Below are 21,183 nucleotides of genomic sequence, written 5' to 3'. Positions count from 1 at the left end.
TCGCCGTCGTGCGGGGGCGTAACGAAAGCGGAAGTATCGGCGTATATTCGGTGTCAGACGACCTTCAGGACGGAACCATCATGTCGAGCCTCACAATCAGCGACGAGCAGGTCAGCGCCACCCCCGCCAAAGTGATCCAGCCGGCCTGGGTCCGCGTCATGCACTGGACCAACGCGGTCGCCATGATCCTGATGATCCTGTCGGGCTGGCAGATCTACAACGCCTCGCCGCTGTTCGGCTTCAGTTTTCCGCGCGAATATACGCTTGGCGGCTGGCTCGGCGGCGGCCTGCTCTGGCACTTTGCGGCGATGTGGCTGCTGATGGTCAACGGCCTCGCCTATCTCGTCACCGGCTTCGCCACCGGCCGCTTCCGCAAGAAGCTGCTGCCGATCACGCCATCCGGCGTGCTCCACGACGTCAGGGCTGCCCTGACCTTCAAGCTCGGCCATGACGATCTCACCGTCTACAATTACGTGCAGCGCCTGCTCTATGCCGGCATCATCGTGGTCGGCGTGCTGATCGTGCTGTCGGGCCTGTCGATGTGGAAGCCGGTGCAGCTCTATTATCTCGTGATGCTGTTCGGCGATTATCCGACCGCGCGCTACGTCCATTTCTTCTGCATGGCCGCGATCTGCGCCTTCCTCGTCATTCACGTCTTGCTCGCGCTGCTGGTGCCGAAGAGCCTGCGCGCGATGATCATTGGTCGCTGAGAGCATGATCCGGAAAAGTGGGAACCGGTTTTCCGACAAGATCATGCTCAAGATAAATATGTGAGACCCATTATGGCCAAGCGCTCATTCCTCATCCCCGGCGTCGACAAGCGGCTGCTGATCAAGGACTCCATCAAGTCCATGCCGGACTTCACCCGCCGCCGCTTCATCGCCGGCGGCGCCAGCCTCGGCGCGCTGACGCTGCTCACCGGCTGCGACGTCGTCGATTCCTCGTCGGCCGACACCCTGCTGGCGAAGGTCTCGAAATTCAACGACGCCGTGCAGGCCTGGATGTTCAATCCGGATGCGCTGGCGCCGACCTTCCCCGAGAGCGCGATTACAAAGCCGTTCCCGTTCAACGCCTATTACGATCTCGACGATGCGCCTGATGTCGACGGCGCCGACTGGAAGCTCGAGGTGCGCGGTCTAGTCAACAACAAGAAGTCCTGGACGCTGGACGAGCTCTACAAGCTGCCGCAGGTCACGCAGATCACCCGCCACATCTGTGTCGAGGGCTGGAGCGCGATCGGAAGCTGGACCGGCACGCCGCTCCGCGATTTCCTCAAGCTGATCGGCGCCGACACGCGCGCAAAGTATGTCTGGTTCCAGTGCGCCGACAAGGACGGCTACAACTCGCCCCTGGACATGCGCAGTGCGCTGCATCCGCAAACCCAGATGACGTTCAAATACGCGAACGAGATTTTGCCGCGGGCCTACGGCTTCCCGATGAAGATCCGCGTGCCGACGAAACTCGGATTCAAGAACCCGAAATACGTGGTCTCGATGGAAGTCACCAACGACTACAAGGGCGGCTACTGGGAAGACCAGGGGTACAATTCGTTCAGCGGGAGCTAGAGCGTTTTCCGATCACGTTGCGTCGTAACCAGCCGCGACGAGATAATTTTGACATTCCTCGGGTGAGAAGCGTTTGAGAGCGTTGGCGATTGCTTGCCAGAGATCGGGCATGGTGCGGGCTGCGGCGGTCCGCAACAGCGCTTTCAGTTTGGAGAAGGCCATTTCAATCGGGTTGAAGTCTGGACTGTAGGGCGGAAGATAGAGCAGGCTAGCTCCGACCGCCTGGATGGCCTCTCGAACGCCATGGACCTTGTGAGCGGGCAAGTTGTCCATGATAACGGTATCGCCCGGCCGCAGCGATGGGGCGAGCAATTGCTCGACGTAGGCCAGGAAAGCGTCGCCATCCATTGGACCGTCCAGAACAAGCGGCGCGATCAGACCGTCGGAGCGCAATCCAGCGGTGAACGTCGTCGTCTTCCAATGTCCGTGTGGGATAGCTGCACGACATCGCTCGCCGCGTGGCGAGCGCCCGTAACGCCGCGCCATTTTGGTGTTGGCGCTGGTTTCGTCGATGAAGACGAGACGCTCAGGGTCAAGGTCGATTTGCCCTTCGAACCACTCCTCACGTGCGGCATTTATATCGCCGCGCCGTTGCTCGGCGGCGTGCGCTGTCTTTTTTTAAGTGTGATCTTTCTGCGCTGGAAAAAACGCCAGAGCGACGCGATGCCAGTCGATATTCCACGACGTTTCAACAGTTCTCGCAACTCGGCAAGCGTGATATCCGGCCTCGCTGTCACCGCCTCCAGAATCAATTGCGAATGCGCTTCGATGCGCTGCGATTTGCGGTCACCGCCCTGGCGTTTAGGAACGATGTCGCCAACTTTCTTGAGGCGACCGCGCCAGCGGATCGCACTGGCCGCGCTGACACCAAAGCGCTCAGCAGCCTGTCGACAGGACATGCCACCGTCAATCGCGGCTACCACCCTTTGGCGAAGATCAACCGAAAGCGCCCTGGCCATACATGCTGGCCTCCCTCGCCAGCATGCAGCTTGAATCTGACTCGCGCCGTTTTGGGAATCCCCACCCGATTCTTTCCGGTCGGAAAATGCTCTAGCTCCGCTGCCGTAGGGTGGGCAAAGCGACTTGTCCGCCATAGCTCGAAGAGCGAAGGCGGAAGCGTGCCCACCGATGCTGTATCCGCGACAACGGTCATGGTGGGCACGGCGCTTTGCGCCTTTGCCCACCCTACGGCACCGGTTCTCTGGCCGGCCCCACCTTGCGCTGGCACAACGCGGCCACCGCCCCCAATGCCAGCAGCGCCGCCGACACATTCAGCGCGTAACTCAGACTCCCCAGCGCATCCGTGATCGCGCCGACCACGATCGGGCCGAGCGTCTGCCCGACGCCGAACGAGATCGTCATCGCCGCGATCGCGGTGGGCCACGCCTGGGGCGGGTAGTTGAAGCGGACGAAGGCCGTGGTCGAGCCGACCACGGCGAAGAAGGCCACGCCGAACACGACCGCCGAAACCGCGAGCCACGCCGGCGAATGCCCGAGCATCGGCAACGCCGCGCCGAGCGCGTTGGTGCCGAGGATGATGGCGGTGGCAAGTCCACCGCGGTCGAGCGCCAGCACGCCGCGCCAGACCCAGGGCGTGACGAAGGCGCTGAGGCCGATCAGGCTCCAGAACGCGGCCTGCGCAGCGGCGCCGCCGCCGCCGTCGCGCACATACGCGATCATGAAGGTCATGTAGGCGATGTAGCCGGCGCCAAACAGGAAGTAGCCGGCGAGATAGATCAGCACGGGCAGAATCGCGAAGGCGGCGTGGCTGCCTTCCGAGAAGCGCACCCCACTCTCGATGCGGATCAGGAACAGCGGCGCGGTCATCACGACGGACAGCAGCGTCAGCGCCCACCACACCAGCCACCACGAGCCCGGCCCGAAATATTGCAGCGTGAACGGGGCGATCAACCCCGAGGCGAGAATCCCGATGCCGGGCCCGGCATAGAACAGGCTGAGCAGGAAATTGGCCCGTTCCGGGCGCGACTGCGCGATGGCCGCGGCCAGCGCACCGCCGGCGACGAAGCCGGCCGCGGCCCCTAAGCCCAGCACGAGGCGTGCGAGGCTCAGCGCAACGAAATTGCCTGTCAGCGCGCAGGTGGCGAGCGCGGCGACGCAGGCGAGGGTTCCGCCGCGGATCGCCGCCGACCAGCCGACGCGCTGGATCAGCCGGGACGCGACAAGCGCGCCCACGAGGTAGCCGACGGCGTTGATGGTGTTCATGAAACCGGCCGCCGAGTAGGACCAGCCGAGGTCCTCCCGCATATCGGGCAGCACCAGCGCATAAGCAAAGCGGCCGATGCCGAGCCCGACCGTCGCCGCCAGCGACAGGGTCAGGATCAGCCGCGCGGGATGTGCGTCGGGCGGGGGACGATCAGGGGCGCGCAAGGGATACTCCGGCGCGCCCAGTGTGGCAGGCCCTGCGGGCCTTGCACAGCCGCGAGGCGGCAATGGTGTCTTGCCAAGCGCGCAACGCCGCTCTAGCACTCCGGCCGAATTCGATCTCAGAGGAAACGACCATGGCGACCCACAAATTGCTGCTGCTCCCCGGCGACGGTATCGGCCCCGAGGTGATGGGCGAGGTGAAGCGGCTGATCGACTGGCTCAATTCGGCAGGGATCGCCAAATTCGAGACCGATACCGGCCTGGTCGGCGGCTCCGCCTACGACGCCCACAAGGTGTCGATCTCCGAGGGCGACATGGCCAAGGCGCCGGCCGCCGACGCCATCATCTTCGGCGCGGTCGGCGGCCCGAAGTGGCATGCCGTTCCTTACGAGGTGCGCCCCGAAGCCGGCCTGCTCCGCCTGCGCAAGGATCTCGCCCTGTTCGCCAACCTCCGCCCCGCCGTCTGCTATCCGGCGCTCGCCGATGCCTCGAGCCTGAAGCGTGAGGCGGTCGAGGGCCTCGACATCGTCATCGTGCGCGAGCTCACCGGCGGCGTCTATTTCGGCGAGCCCAAGACCATCACCGATCTCGGCAACGGCCAGAAGCGCGCCGTCGATACCCAGGTCTACGACACCTATGAGATCGAGCGTATCGGCCGCGTCGCCTTCGAGCTTGCGAGGAAGCGCAAGAACAAGGTGACGTCGATGGAGAAGCGCAACGTCATGAAGTCGGGCGTGCTCTGGAACGAGGTCATGACGGCGGTCCACAAGCGCGAATATCCTGACGTGACGCTCGAGCATCAGCTCGCCGATTCCGGCGGCATGATGCTGGTGAAGGCGCCGAAGCAGTTCGATGTCATCGTCACCGACAATCTGTTCGGCGACATGCTCTCCGACATCGCGGCAATGCTCACCGGCTCGCTCGGCATGCTGCCCTCGGCCTCGCTCGGCGAAGTCGATGTGAAGAGCAAGAAGCGCAAGGCGCTGTACGAGCCCGTGCACGGTTCGGCGCCCGACATCGCAGGCCAAGGCCTCGCGAATCCCATCGCGATGATCTCGTCCTTCGGCATGGCGCTGCGCTATTCCTTCGATATGGGCGATCTCGCCGACAAGGTCGATGCCGCGATCGCCGCGGTGCTGGCGAGCGGCCTGCGTACCGCCGACATCAAGTCGGAAGGCACCACGGCCGCCTCGACCACTCAGATGGGCGAAGCGATCCTGAAGGAATTGCAGAAGCTGCACGCGTAGCCACAAACACCGCAATCGTAGGGTGGGCAAAGCGATCGCGTGCCCACCATTTCGATCGCGATTGCCGCGAGATGGTGGGCACGGCGCTTCGCGCCTTTGCCCACCCTTACGGCTCTGCCGACGACCTCAGGGAAGCCACCTCATGGATGCCTCGCCCCGCCCCAAGATCGCGGAAACCATCATCCATGAAACGGTCCGCCAGCGCGAAGCGCAGATCGGTCGCCGCTGCGAAATCCTCGCCGACACCCGCATCGAATATGCCTCGCTCGGCGACTACTCCTATCTCGGCGAGAACTGCGAGGTCGCCGACGCGGTGATCGGAAAATTCACCGCCATCGCCAATTCGGTGCGCATCGGCGCGCCCAACCATCCGATGGGCCGTCCGTCCCAGCATCGCTTCACCTATGTCCCGGAATATTACGAGGCGAGTGCGACGCGTGACCGCGACTTCTTTGCGGATCGTCGCGGAGATCGCGTCATCGTCGGCAACGATGTCTGGATCGGGCACGCCGCCATCCTGCTGCCGGGCGTCACGGTCGGCGACGGGGCGGTGATTGCCGCGGGCGCGGTCGTTAGCCGCGATGTCGAGCCCTACACGATCGCCGGTGGCGTTCCCGCGCGTGCCATCCGCAAACGCTTTGACGATTCGGTCGCGGCAAGCCTGCGCCGCATCGCCTGGTGGGATTGGCCGGACGAACTCATCTTCGAGCGCCTGGGCGATTTCCGCTCCGAGGCGATCGAAGAATTTTGCAGGCGCTACGACCCGGCAGCCGACGCCTGAAGCGGACGCATCTCTCACAAACAAAAATGGCCGGGCGCGAGCCCGGCCATTTTGATTCGGTCGATCATTCCGCTCAGTACAGCGGGAAATTCCGCGGATAACCGCCGACGTCGGCCGGCGTGCTCAGCGGCTGGCGATCGATCGGGCGGTTGTTGTTCTCGCGGGCGAAGGTCGGATAGCCGATCGCCGGCGGGAAAGCGTAGTCGGAGAACTTGCGGTCGCCAGGATTGACCTCAGTGCCGCCGTCAAGCCAGGAGCGCTTGCTCACATAGAGGCGGGTGCGGCCCTGCTGATAGACAGCGTTGGGGCCACTCGGACCGTAATAGGGCCGGCTGTTGTCGTAACGTTGCTTCTTGGTGTCGGCCGAGGCGGGTGTCGCGAGGGCTGAGGACATGACAACCGCGGCGCCGGCCGCAAGCCACATCGCCAGTTTGTTCGCGGCGGAGAAATTCGAGCTCATCACGTCCCCTTCAGGCGGCAAGCCGCCAATCGATTTCATCCCCATACTAGCCCGGCAAGGGTGGCCGCAACTAGGTCTATTGGGTCACACCAGCTCGGAATAATCGTGCGCGCTGGCAAAAGTTGCATCAATACCAGCCACTTGAGCTTGATGCGGATCAAAGCGCCCCGCGCAATTGCGCGTTCGCCGCGCCCAGCAGCCAGTCCGACGAACCCTGGGGAGCGCAGGAGCGGCGCTTCAGCTCCGCATGGGCAAACAATTCCGCCAACTTCGGCTCGTTACCCGAGGTCAGGAGTGTGAGCCGATTCAGCGTGCAGGCGATCGCCGCGCGCCGGGCGGGGAGGGTGTCGCCCTGGCAGGAGAAGCCGGAGATCTGGAGCGCCGGCTCCTCGCTGCGCTTGAGGTAGCCGAGGCACGCCCGCGCGGCCTCCGCCGCGCCGGTGGGCCGGAACAGGGCGACGGGACCGAATTTCGTGTCGATCAGGCCGGCCTGCTCGAGCGGAGTTGCTTCACCCAGGCCCATGTGGACCGCCAGGTCCGCTGTCGCCGGGCGGGCCACGTCGAATTCGCCGCCTTCGCGGTAGATCTCGAGCTCCGCCACGGGCTTGTCCGCCTCGCCGGTCCAGCGCATCACGTCCCTGCGGCCGCCTTCGGGATGCCTGAGAATGACGTAAGAGGCTGTTTTTTCTGATGAATCGAGCCGGCTGAGGGCGAAGGCCGGTTGCGAGCGGTCGGCCACGCTCCACCCCGGCTTCTCGGCGGGCTCATCGTCGCGCAGGCTGGGCAGCTGGTCGAACGCCGCCAGCGCGAGGATGGCAAACAGGACCAGCGTCCCCACATAGGCGAACAGGCGCGCCAGCGTGCCGACGATTTCGTCGGCGAGGGCTGCGAGCGCCAGATGGATCTGGGTAGGGGTTGCGGCCGTGCTGGCCTCTGGCGACTGCATCCACGGCCTTCAGGCATGGTCCAACGTTGTCTTGAGGCGGGTTCTCGCATAGAAGCGCTGCTCTTCCTGTTTAAGCGTCAGCTTCAGGAACGGGCTTTTTCATCGGAGAGTGAACGATGGGTTACAAAGTCGCAGTCGTCGGCGCGACCGGCAATGTCGGACGGGAAATGCTCAACATCCTCGATGAGCGCAAATTCCCCGCGGACGAGGTCGTGGCCCTGGCGTCACGCCGCAGCGTCGGCGTCGAGGTCTCCTATGGCGACCGCACCCTGAAGGTCAAAGCGCTCGAGCACTACGACTTCTCCGATGTCGATATCTGCCTGATGTCGGCGGGCGGCTCGGTGTCGAAGGAATGGTCGCCGAAGATCGGCGCCGCCGGCACGGTCGTGATCGACAACTCGTCCGCCTGGCGCATGGATCCGGACGTGCCGCTGATCGTGCCCGAGGTGAACGCGGATGCGACGGCCGGCTTCAAGAAGAAGAACATCATCGCCAACCCGAACTGCTCGACCGCGCAGCTCGTGGTCGCGCTGAAGCCGCTGCACGACAAGGCGACGATCAAGCGCGTCGTTGTCTCGACCTATCAATCGGTCTCGGGCGCCGGCAAGGATGCGATGGACGAATTGTTCTCGCAGACCAAGGCCGTCTACACCAACAGCGAGCTGATCGCGAAGAAATTCCCCAAGCGCATCGCCTTCAACGTCATCCCCCAGATCGACGTCTTCATGGAGGACGGCTACACCAAGGAAGAGTGGAAGATGATGGCGGAGACCAAGAAGATCCTTGATCCCAAGATCAAGCTCTCCGCGACCTGCGTGCGCGTGCCGGTGTTCGTCGGCCACTCCGAGGCCGTCAACATCGAGTTCGAGAATCCGATCACGGCGGACGAGGCACGCGACATCCTGCGCAAGGCGCCGGGCTGCCTCGTCATCGACAAGCAGGAGCCCGGCGGCTACGCCACGCCGTATGAAGCCGCCGGCGAGGACGCCACCTATATCAGCCGCATCCGCGAGGACGCGACGGTGGAGAACGGCCTCGTGCTGTGGTGCGTGTCCGACAATCTGCGCAAGGGCGCGGCGCTCAACGCCATCCAGATCGCGGAAGTGCTGATCAACCGCAAGCTGATCAGCGCGAAGAAGAAGGCGGCGTAACGCGCGGAATCTCGTAGGGTGGGCAAAGCGAAGCGTGCCCACCAAGGTCTCAATCGGGAAAGATGGTGGGCACGGCGCGTTGCGCCTTTGCCCACCCTACGAATTCAAGCCGCGTTACGCACGCTCCTGAATTCCTTCGCGACCTTGTCCAGCACGAACAGCGACCCCTCTGCCACGCCGAAATAGGCGCCATGGGTCTGCATCTGGCCTGAGTCCACCGCCTTCTGCACGAACGGAAACGTCATCAGGTTTTCCAGGCTGCGGAACACCGCGGCCTTCTCGATGCGCTCGACGAACTGTGCCATGGTCTCGTGGTCGCGCTGCTCGACCACTTCGCCCGGCTTGATGAACATCTGCATCCATTTGCCGATGAAGTCGCCCGGCGTGAGCGGCTCGATCTTGTCGACGAAGGCGCGGATGCCGCCGCACTGCGCGTGCCCGAGCACGACGATGTGCTTCACCTTCAGGACCGTCACGGCATATTCCAGCGCTGCGGAGACGCCGTGCGCATTGCCGTCGGGCTGATACACCGGCACCAGATTGGCGATGTTGCGGACGACGAACAGTTCACCCGGGCCGACGTCGAAGATCACCTCGGGCGAGACGCGGCTGTCGCAGCAGCCGATCACCATCACTTCCGGGAACTGCCCCTTCACCGACAGCTCGCGATAGCGGCTCTGCTCGGTCGGCAGCCGCTGGGTGGCGAAGGCCTTGTAGCCTTCCAGCAAATGCTTCGGGAATGTGATCATGGCCTATGCCTAACCATAGACCAGAGGGGCGAACAAGCCTTTCGAATAGGCAGGCCAGATGCTATCGGCTTGGCTTGTTGTTCGAGCATGATCCTTTCGGAAAACCGCCGCACACTTTTCCGGGATCATGCTTCAGAATAGACCTGAGGAAACCGGAAGGAATGCTCGCATGACCCGCCCGCGCCGCAGCCATCTGTTCATGCCCGGCTCCAACCCCCGCGCGCTGGAAAAGGCGCGAAATCTCGCCGCTGACGGCTTGATCCTCGATCTGGAAGATTCCGTCGCCCCCGACCTCAAGGGGGTGGCGCGTGACGGCATCGCCGCTGCGATCGCGGACAAGGGGTTCGGCAAGCGCGAGATTTTGATCCGGACCAACGGCCTCGACACGCCCTGGTGGGCCGATGACGTCGCGATGGCCGCCAAGGCCTCGCCTGATGGCATTCTGGTTCCAAAAGTTTCAAGCATCGAGGATCTCCAGGCGATCGGCGCTCGCCTTGCCGAGCTCGGCGCCGCGCCGACGGTGAAGGTCTGGGCGATGATCGAGACCGCGCGCGCCGTGCTTCATGCCGAGGAGCTGGCCGCCGCGGGCCGCGATCCCAAGACGCGCCTCTCCGGTTTCGTGTTCGGCCCGAACGACATCTCGCGCGAGACGCGCATCAAGATGCTGCCGGGCCGCGCGGCGATGACCCCGATGATCACCCATTGCATCCTGGCGACGCGTGCCCATGGCCTCGAGATCCTCGACGGCCCCTATAGCGACATTGCCAATTCCGACGGTTTTGCCACCGAATGCGCACAGGGCCGCGACCTCGGCTTCGACGGCAAGACGCTGATCCATCCGTCGCAGATCGAGGCTTGCAACGCGATCTTCACGCCGCCCGAAGAGGAAGTCGCGCGCGCGCGAAAGATCATCGCGGCATTCGAGCTGCCCGAGAACGTCTCGCGCGGCGCGATCGGCTCGATGGCGCAATGGTGGAGCGTCTGCACGCCGACATGGCGCGGCGTACGATCGAGATCGCGGACGCGATCGCAGCGATGAGCAAGGGCTGAGGCGTCAACTCGAAGAAGCGATGTCCGCTTTTCCCCGCCAGGCGGACATCTTCTCGACGTCAAGAGGACTGCCGCTTGTGACCCATGCGGTCATCGCGGCGGTCAGTCCCAATCGCCTATTTTCCCGCCCGCGAAGCGGCTCTGGATTCGTCACCCGCGACGATGGCGCTTTCGCGGGACGGTGCATCGACAGGCTGCGGCGCCGCCAATTCCTGGCAATACATCTGATCGATCTTGCGCTGCATGAGCGCATAGCAATCGCATGCGACCTTCTCGAGCCGCGCCCGATGGATCTCGACAAACCCGCGCCGGTCGGACGGGACGGCGCCGGCTTCGCGCAGCTTGCTCATCGTCAGGGTCACTGTCGTCCGTCGCACCCCAAGCAATTGCGCAAGCGCCTCGTGCGTCACCGGAAGCCGGTCATCGGGAACGCGGTCGTGAAGCTGCAGGAGCCATCGCGCCATGCGGCCATCCACCCGGTGCAGCGCGTTGCAGGCGGCGACGTGCTGGAGCTGCAACAACAACGCGCGGGCGTGGACTTGCACGACGTTCCTGATGGCGGCGCTTTGCGCAAAGGCCGCGCGAAACTTGGCGGCGGAAATCAGCGATGCTGTGCCGGCGATCCGAGCAATCGCGGTCACGGATGACAGCGACGGGCCGAGCACGGAGAACGAGGCCAAGGCGCCTTCCCGTCCCATCAAGGTGGTTGCGACCGTTTGCCCGTCCGGCATATCGATCATGAAGGCGATGGCGCCGCTATGGGGAAAATAAACCGGGTCGAGCTCATCGCCCGACCGCACCAGGATGGCATCGGGTTCGAACGAGACCTTCTGGAAGTAGGGCGTGAGCAAACCGAGATCCGCCGGCGGCAACGCCGCCAATAGTCGATTCCCGATGCCCGTGCGGTGGACAGTCATGGCGCTTTCCTGTGAACGAGCACCCAACGAACGACGGTAACCATCTATTTCGTTTGCCATGATTATCCGGAATACGAATTGCCGAAGGGGAACCATCCAAACAGAGCCATTCGTCGAGATCAAGCACGGACAATTGCGGAGACCTTGCCGGCATCCTCGCCGCGCAAACAGGGCCTTGCATACATCATACTATTGACGCTCTTTGCCACTCGGTGAGGTGACACATGTGCTGATTGACCAGTGATGGTTGTGGCAGCGCGGGAGTCTGCCCCTGGCCCGGGCGCCTCCGCGCCGATGCCGAACTGTACCAGCATCTTCGGCCGCTCGTCGTCGGCGCGTCCCGACAACGGCCGTTTCGCCGAAGTCCACGATCTCGGCTTTTCCCGTTGCGGTGGTGAACAGGGGTGCTACCCTCGAAGCCATTGGTGGGTTCGGGCAATCTATTGATGCGTTTTTTTGGGGCAGCAGTCTTTCTCGTCACATCGCTTTTGTCTGCTCAGCCCGCCCTTGCGCAGGCGCGGGTTGCGCTTGTCATCGGCAATGGCGCCTACGAGAAGGTGCCCGAGCTGCCGAACCCGACTCGCGATGCGGCCGACATCGGCCGCGCGCTGGAGCGGCTGGATTTCAAGGTCACTCAAGTCAGGAACGCCGCCGCGCAAGAGATGAGGAAGGCCGTCGTTGAGTTCGGCCGATCCGCCGAAATGTCCGACATCGCCGTCGTGTTCTACGCCGGGCACGGCATGGAAGTCGGCGGCGAGAATTGGCTGATCCCAATCAGTGCCGAGCTGCGCAGCGATACCGACGCCGAAAGCGAGGCGATCAGCCTGCGTTCGGTGAGCCTTCAGGTTTCGAAGGCACGGAAGTTGGGCCTCGTGATCCTTGACGCGTGCCGCAACAACCCTTTTGCCGCGAAGATGAAGCGCTCGTTCAGCACCCGGGCCGTGGCTCGCGGGCTCGCGCCGACGGAGCCGTCCGACAACGTCCTGATCGCGTATGCCGCCCGGGACGGCACCACGGCAAGCGACGGCGATGGCCGGAATAGCCCCTTCACGACGTCGCTGCTTCGCCACATCGAAACACCCGGCCTGGAGATATCGTTTCTGTTTCGCCGGGTTCGTGACGACGTGATGGCGGCAACCAGGCGCGAACAGCAGCCTTTCGTGTATGGCTCCTTGTCGAAGGAAGAGATTTACCTCAAGGCCCCTGCCGTCGCCGCTCAGGCGCCAGCTGCATCAACTCCGGCGCCTGCTGCTCCTGCGGAAGACGAGAAATTCTGGCAGGCTGTCCGGACGTCGACGGTGGCAGCTCTCTTTGAGCAATTTCTCGCCAGATACCCCCGCAGCGACCACGCCGTCGAGGCCCGCCAGCGAATCAAGGATCTCAAGGCCAGCGAGGTTGCGGCGCTATCATCTCCGGCTGCTGCTCCGAAATCCGATGCGAGCGGACGCCAGGAGGCTGATGCCAAGCGCGTCGTGCGAAATCCATTTACGCCCGACGACAACAAAAAAATCTCTGTCATCGCGGCAGCTCAGCACCTCGAATTGCCGAGCTTCGCCATCTCGTCCGATCAGAACGATCCACTCAACGCCAATTCCAGGTTTGTCGGCGTGTGGTCCAACAAGCGCGGGTGGACCAATGGCAAGGGACGCTACGCCATGCTGATCATCACGGAGGTCTCCGCGACGGGCTTGGCCAAAGGATACTACCTCTGGGGGCCGCCCACGAAACAATCATGGGCGAAGGATGTGGCGGGATACAAATCGTTCGCCGAGTTCATTTCGAACGATAAATTCTCCATCAATGGAACGCCTGTCACGGTCAAGCTGGACAAGAACGTCCTTGCCCTGACTTCCATCAATAAGGAGAATCCGTCGGAGACCGCGACTATCGAGCTTCGTCCAGTCTGGCAGCTTGTGCCGGTGCCCGAGGATGCCGAACCTCCGACCAAACGCGATAAAACGTCGCGAGCTCATGCAGTCAAGAAAGAGAGCGCGGCCGAACCTGGCCCTCCGGGTCATGCCGGCGGAGCGAGTATGGAAGAGCGCTATCGAGCGTGCAGAAAGCTCGTGAAAGGATTTGCCCAGCGCGACGCATGCGCGCGTAACGGCACGATCTGATCTTTTCGATCCCGACGACGCGTCAGCGCGGGGCGACGTCGGCCCGATCGAGCGACTCCAGCGTCGATGCATTGCCACAATAGCCGTGGTAGTTCTCCGCGGCGGTGCCCTCGGCGAGATCGCGGTCGCATTGTCCCTTCTGATTGCAGAGCGAGCAGACGCGCTCCATGTCGCGGAGCAGCAGCGGCTGCGCACGACCGAGCCTGTCTGCGCTGATGCCGAGCTGCTCGAGCATTTTCGGCAGCTCGTCGGCAGCGTGCTTGCCGTGACGGACCATCTCCTCCAGATCGTCAGGCGCGATCCTGAGATCTTGCGCGATCCGGTCGAAATCGGCGCGATCGAGCTGCCGCATCTCGTTCATCTCGCGGCGATGCTTCAGCCAGGCGGCAAAGGACTCGATGAGGTCCTGAACGATGGGATAAGGCCTGCTTGCGGTGCTCATGGAAAGCTCCATTCGGGCGGCGGAATTGGAGCGAGATTAGGCACAATGGTGCAGAGGCGCGTTGCGCTGGATCAAATTTGGAAGCGTTGGAGTGTGGCGCGTTGGTGGTTGGTTTCGTGTCCCGGACGCGGTGCGGCGCGAAGTGCCGCTCCGCAGAGCCGGGACCCATCTCGCCGCATCTCTGGGCCCCGGCTCCGCAGCGCATCACCATAGCGCGTCGAAGACGCGCGTGAACGCGCTTATGGCGCTGCGCTGCGTCCGGGGCAGGAGAGCGCCGCGTAGCGGACTGGGTTACGCGAACCGCTCCGTCGCCCACGCATACAGGCTGCCCGGGATCGGCTTTTCGCCGCCGCGGCCCTTGGGCGAGATGTGCAGGCCGATGATTTCGGGGTTGGTGACAAGGCCGAGATAGCTCGAGGGATCGAAGAACAGTTTTGGCTCGGCATGCACGGCGTAGAACGATTGCTTCGGCAGCGCGTTCTGTAGTTCACCGGTGCGGCGCGCGAGCGCGGTCAGCGCTGCCGGCCCGAAGATCGCGACGCGAATGTCCGAAAGACGGTTCGAGCCCCCGCGCAGGCGACGCATCATGAAGGTGATGCGATGGCGCACCGACAGCCAGTTCGGCGTCAGCTCCTCCTGCTCCATCAGCTCCTCGAAGGCGGCAACGATGCCGTGCTCCGCCGGCAGATAGATCACGGAATTGCCGAGCTGGCGCGGCCGCTCCCAGGCGAAGTAGGGTTTTGCCGGATCGATCTCGACGGGTTTCAGCAGCAGCACGTCGGCATCGAGCCAGAGGCCGAGGTTCTTCGCCATCAGCTTCATCCGGAAGAAGTCGCTGAACTGAAGCGTGGTCCAGTCGCGCCAGCTTCCGTCCGGCTGCGGCGGTCGCAATCGTTCGGAGAACGCATGCGGCAGGATCGCCTCGGCGTCCGCGTTTTCGATGCCCACGGGCAGGCCGGGAATGGTGTCGAAACTGTAGACCGTGACCTTGTGGCCGGCCGCGAGCTGCGAGCGCAGACAGGTCTGGCGCAGTTTGTCCATCGGGCCGTGCCAGAAAGTGACGATGTCGGGCAGCATGCGCGTCAATCTAGGGGTTAATCAGGGCAAAGAAAAAGCCCCGGCGCTATCAGCACCGGGGCTCGAACTGGAGCTCGATCTCAGGCCCAGGCGCGCTCGCGCTTGAGCTTTTCCTCGTAGGTGTCGATCGAGGCCTTCTTCTCCATCGTCAGGCCGATGTCGTCGAGGCCGTTGATCAGGCAGTGCTTGCGGAACGGGTCGATCTCGAACTTGACCTTGCCGCCGTCGGGGCCGCGGATCTCCTGGTTCGGCAGGTCGATCGTCAGCGTCGCGTTGGCGCCGCGCTCGGCGTCGTCGAACAGCTTGTCGAGGTCTTCCTGGCTGACGCGGATCGGCAGAATGCCGTTCTTGAAGCAGTTGTTGTAGAAGATGTCGCCGAACGAGGTCGAGATCACGCAGCGGATGCCGAAGTCGAGCAGCGCCCAGGGCGCGTGCTCGCGGCTTGAGCCGCAGCCGAAATTGTCGCCGGCGACCAGCACCTTCGAATTGCGATAGGCGGGCTGGTTGAGCACGAAATCCGGATTCTCGCTGCCGTCGTCCTTGTAGCGCTGCTCGGAGAAGAGCCCCTTGCCAAGGCCGGTGCGCTTGATGGTCTTGAGGTACTGCTTCGGAATGATCATGTCGGTGTCGACATTGATGATCTTCAGCGGCGCCGCGACGCCTTCCAGCGTGGTGAACTTGTCCATTTCAGGCTTCCCGGTTTGAAGTCAGGGGAGGGCTATTTAGCCCGGTTGGCACACAAATCCTAGGCCGGATTCGGCAGGCCTAGGGGCGTAAATCGAGGTTCGTCTTCAGCCTGGCGGAGCCATGCTGTCAGGGGCAAAGCCGGTCGGCAGGCCGTCGATGCTCTTCATGTTCTTCAGACCCCAGTATTTTCGCAAATTGTTGACACCCTGCGCCGTCCAGTAGCGCACGAGGCTGCCGCGTTCTTGTCTGTAGTCGAACAGCGGCACGCCCATACCGCATGACGTCTGCACGAGGTCGACCGAGAGGCGCACGATTTGGCGGGCGCCTGCCATGTCCTCGAAGTCAGGAACGAGATCGGAATATTCCGGCGTGCCGCGCATGAGCGATCGAGCCTGGCCATAGAGCCGCAGGATCATCGGGGCGCCGTCGAAGGCGCAAAACATGATGGTCAGCCGCTTGTCGTCGGAGGCGGTCAGATGCGCACGAGTCTCGCTGCCGGTGCAATCGAGGTAGGCGACGTCGCTCTCTCCCAGCACCCGGAATGACGACAGGCCCTTGGGAGACACGTTGATGCGTCCCTTCGGCGGGGCGCTCGCGACGAAGAAGATCTTCTGCCGTTCGATGAAAGCCCTGTGCTCGGGTTCGATCCTTGCGAATTGCCTGCCCATACCCGTTCGTCCTTTCCGCCGCGACGCCGCAGCGGCAAAGAGTTAGCATGCCGATTATACCCGTTTAAGAATGTTCTTTATGCTGGTATAAAAACCACCATGAAGGGACCAGACCCGATCGCTCCAGCTCTCTCGCTCAGCGCGTTCCTGCGCGCGCTCCGGGAGCGCCAGTCTCCGGCAGAATTCGGCCTCGCCGCCGGAGCACGGCGGCGCACGCCCGGCCTCCGGCGCGAGGAGGTCGCTCAGCTCTGCGGATTGAGCGTCACCTGGTACACGTGGATCGAGCAGGGTCGCGATGTCTCCGTCTCGGCTTCGACACTTGCGCGCCTCGCACGCGGATTGCGCCTGTCACGAGCGGAGCGCAGCTATCTGTTCGAAGTTGGGGGCAAGCGCGATCCCGAGCGTCCCGGCCACAGGGATGATCCGCCTGAGGAGGTGCTGGCCTGCGTCGATGCGATCGATGGGCCGGCCTACATTCTCGATCGCACATGGGGCGCGCGTCGTTGGAATGCGAAAGCGTCCCGGTTGTTTGCCGGATGGCTCGATGCTGACGGCGAAAAAAATCTTCTGCGCTACATCTTCCTCAGGCCCGAGGCGCGAACACTGATCCTCGACTGGACCTCACGCGCGCAACGCGTCGTCGCAGAATTCCGCGCCGCTGTTACAGCCTATTCCGACGATCCGGACATTCGCCGGCTCGTCGAGGAACTGAGAGTCGGAAGCCCGCTGCTGGGAGACGCAGGGGGTTCTGGCACGCGAAGGCGGCGAGCGTGCGTTCGATCATCCGACCATGGGACTGCTGCACTATCAGCAGGTGTCGCTGTCTCTCGCGGGCTGGTCCGACTATCGACTGACGATGCTTCTCGCTGCGCCAACCATACGCAACCGATGACGTCCTACTCCGCCTGAGCCTCAATCGCCGCCATATCGTCGTCCGAGAGGCCGAAATGGTGGCCGATCTCGTGGATCAGGACGTGGCGGACGATGTGGCCGAGGCTCTCGTCGTGCTCGGCCCAGTAATCCAGGATCGGCCGGCGGTAGAGCCAGACCATGTTGGGCAGCCGCGCCACATCGCCCAGGCTCTGCTGAGGCAGGCCGACGCCCTGGAACAGGCCGAGCAGGTCGAACTCGCTCTCGCAATCCATCTCGTCCATGACTTCCTCGGTCGGGAAGTCGTCGACACGGAGGATCACGCCCTCACAGAGGCCGCGAAATTCCGCCGGCAGGCGCTCGAAGATGTCGTGCGCCGTCGTTTCCATCTCGGCCAGCGAGGGTGCTTTCAATTCCGTCCACATGGGCTTTTCTTAGCGCGGGTTCCGTGGCGATGCATCCGGCTTTATAGAAGGCTACGAAGAGTTGACGCCGCGCGCGAAAACGGGGAGCGTACGGCGCCTCAAGGGGATAGCTCAGGTGGGTGGTGGTGCGATGCGGGCAGGAACAGCAGTACTGGTTCTACTTTGCATGGGGTTGTTTTCGCAATTTTGCGTTGGTGCGGAAGCCCAGACGACCGGCGCCGGTGTCAGGCTGGCCCAGGCGGCCTCGCCAGACGACGTTCCCCCGCCGCGCAGGCGCCCGCCCGCCCGGCTGCGCGTCACGCCCTACTACGCTCCGGACGGCGTCTATCCGCGCTACTATCCGGGTCCCGATGCGGTCCGCGAGTGCAACGCCACCTATGTGCAGGAATATCGGCCGAGCGGCACGGTGATCGTGCCGCATATGAGCTGCTACTGGCGGCGGGGCTGACGCCCTCAACGGCCGCGTGATGCCCGCATCTTGAGGGCGGAGTTCGTCATGACGAGATGGATTGCATTGGCCGTTGTCGCCGGGCTCGCAGCGGGTTTGCCTCGCGCTTCAACCGCGCAGAGTGTGACGAAGTCGGATGCCTCGGCCGGGACAGCGATTTTCGATGCGAGACGGCACGCAAGACACCATGACGTTGCGCGGCGCTCAGCGCGCCATGATCCGCACTATTACGCGCGGCCCGTCTACTACCGTCCCTATCCCTACGGCGTGCCGGCACCGTTCGTGTTCGGCTACGGGCCGTGGTGGTGAGGCCGTCGCGTTAGCCCGCAGGCGCAAATCCCCTGACCAGCAGCACGGTCGCCTGCGCGCCCGCCTTGCGATCGCGCGAGATGTCTTCGTAGTCCGGTGAATTCGAGAAGGCGAGGAACGCGGCCTCGTCGGGAAACGACATCATGACGAGCTTGTCGAATGGCCACGGGCCCTCGAGCACGCGCGGCTGCTCGTCGGCGGCGAGCAGCCGTCCATTGTACTTTCTGAACACGTCGAAGAACCGCGCCTGATAGCGGTCATAGGCCGCGCGGTCCGTCATCTTCAATTGCGCGATCGCGTAGACGGTCATCTTTCGAATTCCTTTTGTCGTGGAACGGCGCCTCGGCAGGAAGCTTGTTCATTCACAAGGCGTTCACGTCGCTGTCCCTAATTTAATCTTGGGAGCGACTGCAATTGAACAGCGATGCGAGCGACGCTGAGCCGCAACGCTGCCGTTCAGATTCAGGGAGAATTCCATGCTGCGGATCTTGGATGCTCGGACAAGCCCGATACGCTTGCTCGTGCTTGCGGCCGTTGCCACGCTGATGCTGTCGGCCGGGACCGCACAACGTGCCGAAGCGATGACTCCGATCAATCCGACGCCGTTGCCGGCGGCGAAGGCTGCAAGCGACGACATGATCACGCAGGTCCGTCACGGTGGCGGCGGTGGTGGACATGGTGGCGGCTTCCATGGCGGCGGCGGTTTTCGTGGCGGTGGTTTCCATGGTGGCGGAGGACATATCGGCGGTTTCCGCGGCGGTGGCTTTCGTGGCGGCCATATCGGCGGCTTCCGCGCCGCCCCCGCCTTTCATGGTGGCGGCTATCGCTACGGCGGATTTCGCCACTATGGCGGTTTTCATCGCTACGGGATCTATCGCCCGCATTACGGCTATCGCCACTTCCACCGGCGCTATTATTACGGCGGCTACTATCCCTACTACCACTATCCGCGCCGCTGCCGAGTGATCTGGACCTATTACGGCCCGCGCCGCGTCTGCCGGTGGCATCGCTGGCACTATCCGTACCGCTATTGGTAATCGCGATCGAAATGAAAAGGGCGCCGCGACGGCGCCCTTTGTTCGTGTGGCCTAGAGCCAATCCTTCAGCTTCCACGACGCCGGCTTCCACCGCGTCAGGTTCTCGAGCTTCCACTGCTTGATCATCGCCGGCGGCCAGCGGCTGAGCTTCGAGGTCTCCTCGACCTCGGGCTTGGCGACGATGGGCAAGGGCGTTGCGCGCCGCCGGTGCTGGCGCGTCGCCTCGCCGATCAGATCGACATATTCAGGCTTGTTGGCCATGAGCTGTGTCCTCGCGAAACCGTCGCGAGGACACAGTGTCGGCGATGCCGATTAACGGCCGTTTGCCGCTTTAGTTCAAATTGCTGGGAGCGGCTTACCGCCACTCCCTGACGTCGACGAAGTGACCCGCGATCGCGGCGGCTGCCGCCATCGCCGGCGACACCAGATGCGTGCGGCCCTTGAAACCCTGGCGGCCCTCGAAGTTGCGGTTCGAGGTCGAGGCGCAGCGCTCTTCCGGGGCCAGCTTGTCCGGGTTCATCGCGAGGCACATCGAGCAACCGGGCTCGCGCCATTCGAAGCCGGCCTTGATGAAGATCTTGTCCAGACCCTCAGCTTCGGCCTGCTCCTTCACGAGGCCGGAGCCCGGCACGACCATGGCGTTGACATGCGCTGAAACGGTCTTGCCTTCGGCAATCTTCGCCGCCGCGCGCAGATCTTCGATGCGGCCGTTGGTGCAGGAGCCGATGAAGATGCGGTCGAGCTTGATGTCGGTGATCTTCGTGCCCGCCGTCAGGCCCATGTATTTCAGCGCGCGGTGCTTGGAGAGACGCTTGGCCTCGTCCGCGATCTGGTCCGGATCGGGCACGATGCCGGTCACCGAGATGACATCCTCGGGCGAGGTGCCCCAGGTCACGATCGGCGGCAGCTTGGCAGCGTCGAGGCGCAGCTCGTGGTCGAAATGCGCGCCGTCGTCGGAGCGCAGCTTCTCCCAATAGCGCATCGCCGCGTCCCAGTCCGCGCCCTTCGGCGCCTTCGGGCGGCCGCGCAGGAAGTCGAACGCCTTCTGGTCGGGCGCAACCAGGCCGGCGCGCGCGCCGCCCTCGATCGACATGTTGCAGACCGTCATGCGGCCTTCCATCGACAACGCGCGGATCGCATCGCCGGCGTATTCCAGCACGTAGCCGGTGCCGCCGGCAGTGCCGATCTCGCCGATGATGGCGAGGATGATGTCCTTGCCCGTCACGCCTTCAGGCAATTTGCCGTCGACGGTCACGCGCATGTTCTTCGCCTTCTTCTGGATCAGCGTCTGCGTCGCCAGCACGTGCTCGACCTCGGAGGTGCCGATGCCGTGTGCGAGCGCGCCGAACGCGCCATGCGTCGAGGTGTGGCTGTCACCGCAGACGATGGTGGTGCCGGGCAGGGTAAAGCCCTGCTCGGGCCCGATGACGTGGACGACGCCCTGGCGCTTGTCGAACTCGTCGTAATATTCGATGCCGAATTGCTTGGCGTTCTCGGCCAGCGCCTTGATCTGCTCGATGCTCTCCGGATCGGGATTCGGCTTGGTGCGATCGGTGGTCGGCACGTTGTGGTCGACGACGGCGAGCGTCTTTTCCGGCGAGTGCACCTTGCGGCCGGTGGCGCGCAGACCCTCGAACGCCTGCGGCGAGGTCACTTCGTGCACCAGATGGCGGTCGATATAGAGCAGGCAGGTGCCGTCGTCGGCTTCGTGCACCAGATGGTCGTTCCAGATCTTGTCGTACAATGTGGTCGGCTTGGACATGAGCTTCAGCTCCAGGAATGTTGTGGTGCGGATATGCGCGGTCACGCGCGGGCAACAAAATCGTCAGCGCAGCTTTTAGGCTGCGCGCGT

23 protein-coding genes and 2 pseudogenes are annotated in these 21,183 nt (G+C 63.6%); 11 read left to right on the top strand and 14 right to left on the bottom strand.

Going from position 1 to position 21,183, the window contains the following annotated elements:
• Positions 1-80: 80 nt before the first annotated feature.
• A complete protein-coding gene (locus HAP41_RS04105; RefSeq protein ID WP_166105167.1) occupies positions 81-710 on the top strand; it encodes a cytochrome b/b6 domain-containing protein in 630 nt (209 codons plus the stop codon).
• 72 nt (positions 711-782) lie between these two features.
• Positions 783-1,565, top strand: coding sequence for a molybdopterin-binding protein (locus tag HAP41_RS04100; protein WP_166105172.1), 783 nt, complete (start codon positions 783-785; stop codon positions 1,563-1,565).
• Between the two features lie 12 nt (positions 1,566-1,577).
• On the opposite strand, the gene HAP41_RS04095 is transcribed toward HAP41_RS04100, so the two are convergent.
• Positions 1,578-2,524 (bottom strand): IS630 family transposase gene (locus HAP41_RS04095; protein ID WP_166063836.1). Its coding sequence is split into 2 segments (ribosomal slippage): positions 1,578-2,185 and positions 2,185-2,524, totalling 948 coding nucleotides; the frame shifts between segments, so codons are not numbered across the junction.
• 226 nt (positions 2,525-2,750) lie between these two features.
• Positions 2,751-3,953: a YbfB/YjiJ family MFS transporter gene (locus HAP41_RS04090; RefSeq protein WP_166105178.1), complete on the bottom strand. Its 1,203-nt coding sequence runs from the start codon at positions 3,951-3,953 to the stop codon at positions 2,751-2,753.
• Positions 3,954-4,084: 131 nt separating this feature from the next.
• On the opposite strand from HAP41_RS04090, the gene leuB reads away from it, so the two are divergent.
• Complete coding sequence (gene leuB, locus HAP41_RS04085; protein ID WP_166105181.1) at positions 4,085-5,197, top strand: 3-isopropylmalate dehydrogenase; 1,113 nt, start codon at positions 4,085-4,087, stop codon at positions 5,195-5,197.
• 142 nt (positions 5,198-5,339) lie between these two features.
• Positions 5,340-5,978 carry a DapH/DapD/GlmU-related protein gene (locus HAP41_RS04080; protein ID WP_166105187.1) on the top strand — a complete coding sequence of 213 codons (639 nt, stop codon included), beginning with the start codon at positions 5,340-5,342 and terminating at the stop codon, positions 5,976-5,978.
• A gap of 73 nt (positions 5,979-6,051) precedes the next feature.
• Here HAP41_RS04080 and HAP41_RS04075 read toward each other — a convergent pair whose 3' ends face one another.
• Both HAP41_RS04075 and HAP41_RS04070 read right to left on the bottom strand, forming a co-directional pair.
• Positions 6,052-6,438 carry a hypothetical protein gene (locus HAP41_RS04075; RefSeq protein WP_175618176.1) on the bottom strand — a complete coding sequence of 129 codons (387 nt, stop codon included), beginning with the start codon at positions 6,436-6,438 and terminating at the stop codon, positions 6,052-6,054.
• Positions 6,439-6,595: 157 nt separating this feature from the next.
• Entirely contained in the window at positions 6,596-7,384 is a 789-nt protein-coding gene (locus tag HAP41_RS04070) for a hypothetical protein (protein WP_166105193.1), read from the bottom strand.
• Between the two features lie 116 nt (positions 7,385-7,500).
• Between HAP41_RS04070 and HAP41_RS04065 the strand changes: the two genes are divergently transcribed.
• A complete protein-coding gene (locus HAP41_RS04065; protein ID WP_063980378.1) occupies positions 7,501-8,535 on the top strand; it encodes an aspartate-semialdehyde dehydrogenase in 1,035 nt (344 codons plus the stop codon).
• Positions 8,536-8,639: 104 nt separating this feature from the next.
• Here HAP41_RS04065 and HAP41_RS04060 read toward each other — a convergent pair whose 3' ends face one another.
• Positions 8,640-9,284 carry a carbonic anhydrase gene (locus tag HAP41_RS04060; protein ID WP_071908674.1) on the bottom strand — a complete coding sequence of 215 codons (645 nt, stop codon included), beginning with the start codon at positions 9,282-9,284 and terminating at the stop codon, positions 8,640-8,642.
• Between the two features lie 169 nt (positions 9,285-9,453).
• Here HAP41_RS04060 and HAP41_RS04055 point away from each other — a divergent pair.
• Positions 9,454-10,334, top strand: a pseudogene (locus tag HAP41_RS04055) (HpcH/HpaI aldolase/citrate lyase family protein).
• Positions 10,335-10,450: 116 nt separating this feature from the next.
• Here the strand turns inward: HAP41_RS04055 and HAP41_RS04050 are convergent.
• Positions 10,451-11,251 carry a Crp/Fnr family transcriptional regulator gene (locus tag HAP41_RS04050; protein ID WP_166106232.1) on the bottom strand — a complete coding sequence of 267 codons (801 nt, stop codon included), beginning with the start codon at positions 11,249-11,251 and terminating at the stop codon, positions 10,451-10,453.
• Between the two features lie 425 nt (positions 11,252-11,676).
• Between HAP41_RS04050 and HAP41_RS04045 the strand changes: the two genes are divergently transcribed.
• Positions 11,677-13,368 (top strand): caspase family protein, encoded by a 1,692-nt coding sequence (locus tag HAP41_RS04045; protein WP_166105203.1) that lies wholly within the window; start codon positions 11,677-11,679, stop codon positions 13,366-13,368.
• A 22-nt stretch (positions 13,369-13,390) separates the two neighbouring features.
• Here HAP41_RS04045 and HAP41_RS04040 read toward each other — a convergent pair whose 3' ends face one another.
• The 4 genes from HAP41_RS04040 to HAP41_RS04025 all read right to left on the bottom strand — a co-directional run bounded on the left by HAP41_RS04040 (position 13,391) and on the right by HAP41_RS04025 (position 16,242).
• Positions 13,391-13,810, bottom strand: coding sequence for a hypothetical protein (locus HAP41_RS04040; protein ID WP_166052215.1), 420 nt, complete (start codon positions 13,808-13,810; stop codon positions 13,391-13,393).
• Between the two features lie 291 nt (positions 13,811-14,101).
• Positions 14,102-14,887: a glycosyltransferase family 32 protein gene (locus tag HAP41_RS04035; RefSeq protein WP_166052306.1), complete on the bottom strand. Its 786-nt coding sequence runs from the start codon at positions 14,885-14,887 to the stop codon at positions 14,102-14,104.
• Positions 14,888-14,967: 80 nt separating this feature from the next.
• The gene (gene leuD, locus HAP41_RS04030; protein WP_014490662.1) at positions 14,968-15,573 is read right to left on the bottom strand and encodes a 3-isopropylmalate dehydratase small subunit; all 606 of its coding nucleotides are present in this window, start codon (positions 15,571-15,573) and stop codon (positions 14,968-14,970) included.
• A 105-nt stretch (positions 15,574-15,678) separates the two neighbouring features.
• Positions 15,679-16,242, bottom strand: a complete 564-nt coding sequence (locus HAP41_RS04025; RefSeq protein WP_166052374.1) for a pyridoxamine 5'-phosphate oxidase family protein — start codon at positions 16,240-16,242, stop codon at positions 15,679-15,681.
• Between the two features lie 99 nt (positions 16,243-16,341).
• On the opposite strand from HAP41_RS04025, the pseudogene HAP41_RS04020 reads away from it, so the two are divergent.
• Positions 16,342-17,134, top strand: a pseudogene (locus tag HAP41_RS04020) (helix-turn-helix transcriptional regulator).
• A gap of 4 nt (positions 17,135-17,138) precedes the next feature.
• Here HAP41_RS04020 and HAP41_RS04015 read toward each other — a convergent pair.
• Positions 17,139-17,537 (bottom strand): metallopeptidase family protein, encoded by a 399-nt coding sequence (locus tag HAP41_RS04015; protein WP_166052481.1) that lies wholly within the window; start codon positions 17,535-17,537, stop codon positions 17,139-17,141.
• 166 nt (positions 17,538-17,703) lie between these two features.
• On the opposite strand from HAP41_RS04015, the gene HAP41_RS04010 reads away from it, so the two are divergent.
• Together HAP41_RS04010 and HAP41_RS04005 are read left to right on the top strand one after the other, a co-directional pair.
• Positions 17,704-17,985, top strand: coding sequence for a hypothetical protein (locus tag HAP41_RS04010; RefSeq protein ID WP_166052600.1), 282 nt, complete (start codon positions 17,704-17,706; stop codon positions 17,983-17,985).
• A 48-nt stretch (positions 17,986-18,033) separates the two neighbouring features.
• Positions 18,034-18,294, top strand: a complete 261-nt coding sequence (locus HAP41_RS04005; RefSeq protein ID WP_166052645.1) for a hypothetical protein — start codon at positions 18,034-18,036, stop codon at positions 18,292-18,294.
• Positions 18,295-18,304: 10 nt separating this feature from the next.
• On the opposite strand, the gene HAP41_RS04000 is transcribed toward HAP41_RS04005, so the two are convergent.
• Positions 18,305-18,604, bottom strand: coding sequence for a DUF1330 domain-containing protein (locus tag HAP41_RS04000; protein ID WP_063985986.1), 300 nt, complete (start codon positions 18,602-18,604; stop codon positions 18,305-18,307).
• 166 nt (positions 18,605-18,770) lie between these two features.
• Between HAP41_RS04000 and HAP41_RS03995 the strand changes: the two genes are divergently transcribed.
• Positions 18,771-19,331, top strand: a complete 561-nt coding sequence (locus tag HAP41_RS03995) for a hypothetical protein (RefSeq protein WP_166052700.1) — start codon at positions 18,771-18,773, stop codon at positions 19,329-19,331.
• A 51-nt stretch (positions 19,332-19,382) separates the two neighbouring features.
• On the opposite strand, the gene HAP41_RS03990 is transcribed toward HAP41_RS03995, so the two are convergent.
• Both HAP41_RS03990 and leuC read right to left on the bottom strand, forming a co-directional pair.
• Entirely contained in the window at positions 19,383-19,592 is a 210-nt protein-coding gene (locus HAP41_RS03990; RefSeq protein ID WP_063980389.1) for a hypothetical protein, read from the bottom strand.
• Positions 19,593-19,686: 94 nt separating this feature from the next.
• Entirely contained in the window at positions 19,687-21,093 is a 1,407-nt protein-coding gene (leuC, locus tag HAP41_RS03985) for a 3-isopropylmalate dehydratase large subunit (RefSeq protein WP_063985988.1), read from the bottom strand.
• Positions 21,094-21,183: the final 90 nt, after the last annotated feature.

It is taken from the genome of Bradyrhizobium barranii subsp. apii, from assembly GCF_011516635.5.
Taxonomy (GTDB): domain Bacteria; phylum Pseudomonadota; class Alphaproteobacteria; order Rhizobiales; family Xanthobacteraceae; genus Bradyrhizobium; species Bradyrhizobium barranii.
Note: the sequence above shows the minus strand (reverse complement) of the source record. Positions and strands in the feature narration are given on the sequence as shown.

Excerpts from the sequence above, each read along its gene's own strand:
- HAP41_RS04005 (WP_166052645.1), top strand. The coding sequence starts at position 18,034 with ATGACGAGATGGATTGCATTGGCCGTTGTCGCCGGGCTCGCAGCGGGT.
- HAP41_RS04015 (WP_166052481.1), bottom strand. The coding sequence starts at position 17,537 with ATGTGGACGGAATTGAAAGCACCCTCGCTGGCCGAGATGGAAACGACG.
- leuC (WP_063985988.1), bottom strand. The coding sequence starts at position 21,093 with ATGTCCAAGCCGACCACATTGTACGACAAGATCTGGAACGACCATCTG.
- HAP41_RS04040 (WP_166052215.1), bottom strand. The coding sequence starts at position 13,810 with ATGAGCACCGCAAGCAGGCCTTATCCCATCGTTCAGGACCTCATCGAG.
- HAP41_RS04080 (WP_166105187.1), top strand. The coding sequence starts at position 5,340 with ATGGATGCCTCGCCCCGCCCCAAGATCGCGGAAACCATCATCCATGAA.
- HAP41_RS03990 (WP_063980389.1), bottom strand. The coding sequence starts at position 19,592 with ATGGCCAACAAGCCTGAATATGTCGATCTGATCGGCGAGGCGACGCGC.
- leuB (WP_166105181.1), top strand. The coding sequence starts at position 4,085 with ATGGCGACCCACAAATTGCTGCTGCTCCCCGGCGACGGTATCGGCCCC.
- HAP41_RS04035 (WP_166052306.1), bottom strand. The coding sequence starts at position 14,887 with ATGCTGCCCGACATCGTCACTTTCTGGCACGGCCCGATGGACAAACTG.
- HAP41_RS04100 (WP_166105172.1), top strand. The coding sequence starts at position 783 with ATGGCCAAGCGCTCATTCCTCATCCCCGGCGTCGACAAGCGGCTGCTG.
- HAP41_RS04000 (WP_063985986.1), bottom strand. The coding sequence starts at position 18,604 with ATGACCGTCTACGCGATCGCGCAATTGAAGATGACGGACCGCGCGGCC.
- HAP41_RS04075 (WP_175618176.1), bottom strand. The coding sequence starts at position 6,438 with ATGAGCTCGAATTTCTCCGCCGCGAACAAACTGGCGATGTGGCTTGCG.
- HAP41_RS04050 (WP_166106232.1), bottom strand. The coding sequence starts at position 11,251 with ATGACTGTCCACCGCACGGGCATCGGGAATCGACTATTGGCGGCGTTG.
- HAP41_RS04025 (WP_166052374.1), bottom strand. The coding sequence starts at position 16,242 with ATGGGCAGGCAATTCGCAAGGATCGAACCCGAGCACAGGGCTTTCATC.
- HAP41_RS04060 (WP_071908674.1), bottom strand. The coding sequence starts at position 9,284 with ATGATCACATTCCCGAAGCATTTGCTGGAAGGCTACAAGGCCTTCGCC.
- HAP41_RS04105 (WP_166105167.1), top strand. The coding sequence starts at position 81 with ATGTCGAGCCTCACAATCAGCGACGAGCAGGTCAGCGCCACCCCCGCC.
- HAP41_RS04070 (WP_166105193.1), bottom strand. The coding sequence starts at position 7,384 with ATGCAGTCGCCAGAGGCCAGCACGGCCGCAACCCCTACCCAGATCCAT.
- leuD (WP_014490662.1), bottom strand. The coding sequence starts at position 15,573 with ATGGACAAGTTCACCACGCTGGAAGGCGTCGCGGCGCCGCTGAAGATC.
- HAP41_RS04010 (WP_166052600.1), top strand. The coding sequence starts at position 17,704 with ATGGGGTTGTTTTCGCAATTTTGCGTTGGTGCGGAAGCCCAGACGACC.
- HAP41_RS03995 (WP_166052700.1), top strand. The coding sequence starts at position 18,771 with ATGCTGCGGATCTTGGATGCTCGGACAAGCCCGATACGCTTGCTCGTG.
- HAP41_RS04065 (WP_063980378.1), top strand. The coding sequence starts at position 7,501 with ATGGGTTACAAAGTCGCAGTCGTCGGCGCGACCGGCAATGTCGGACGG.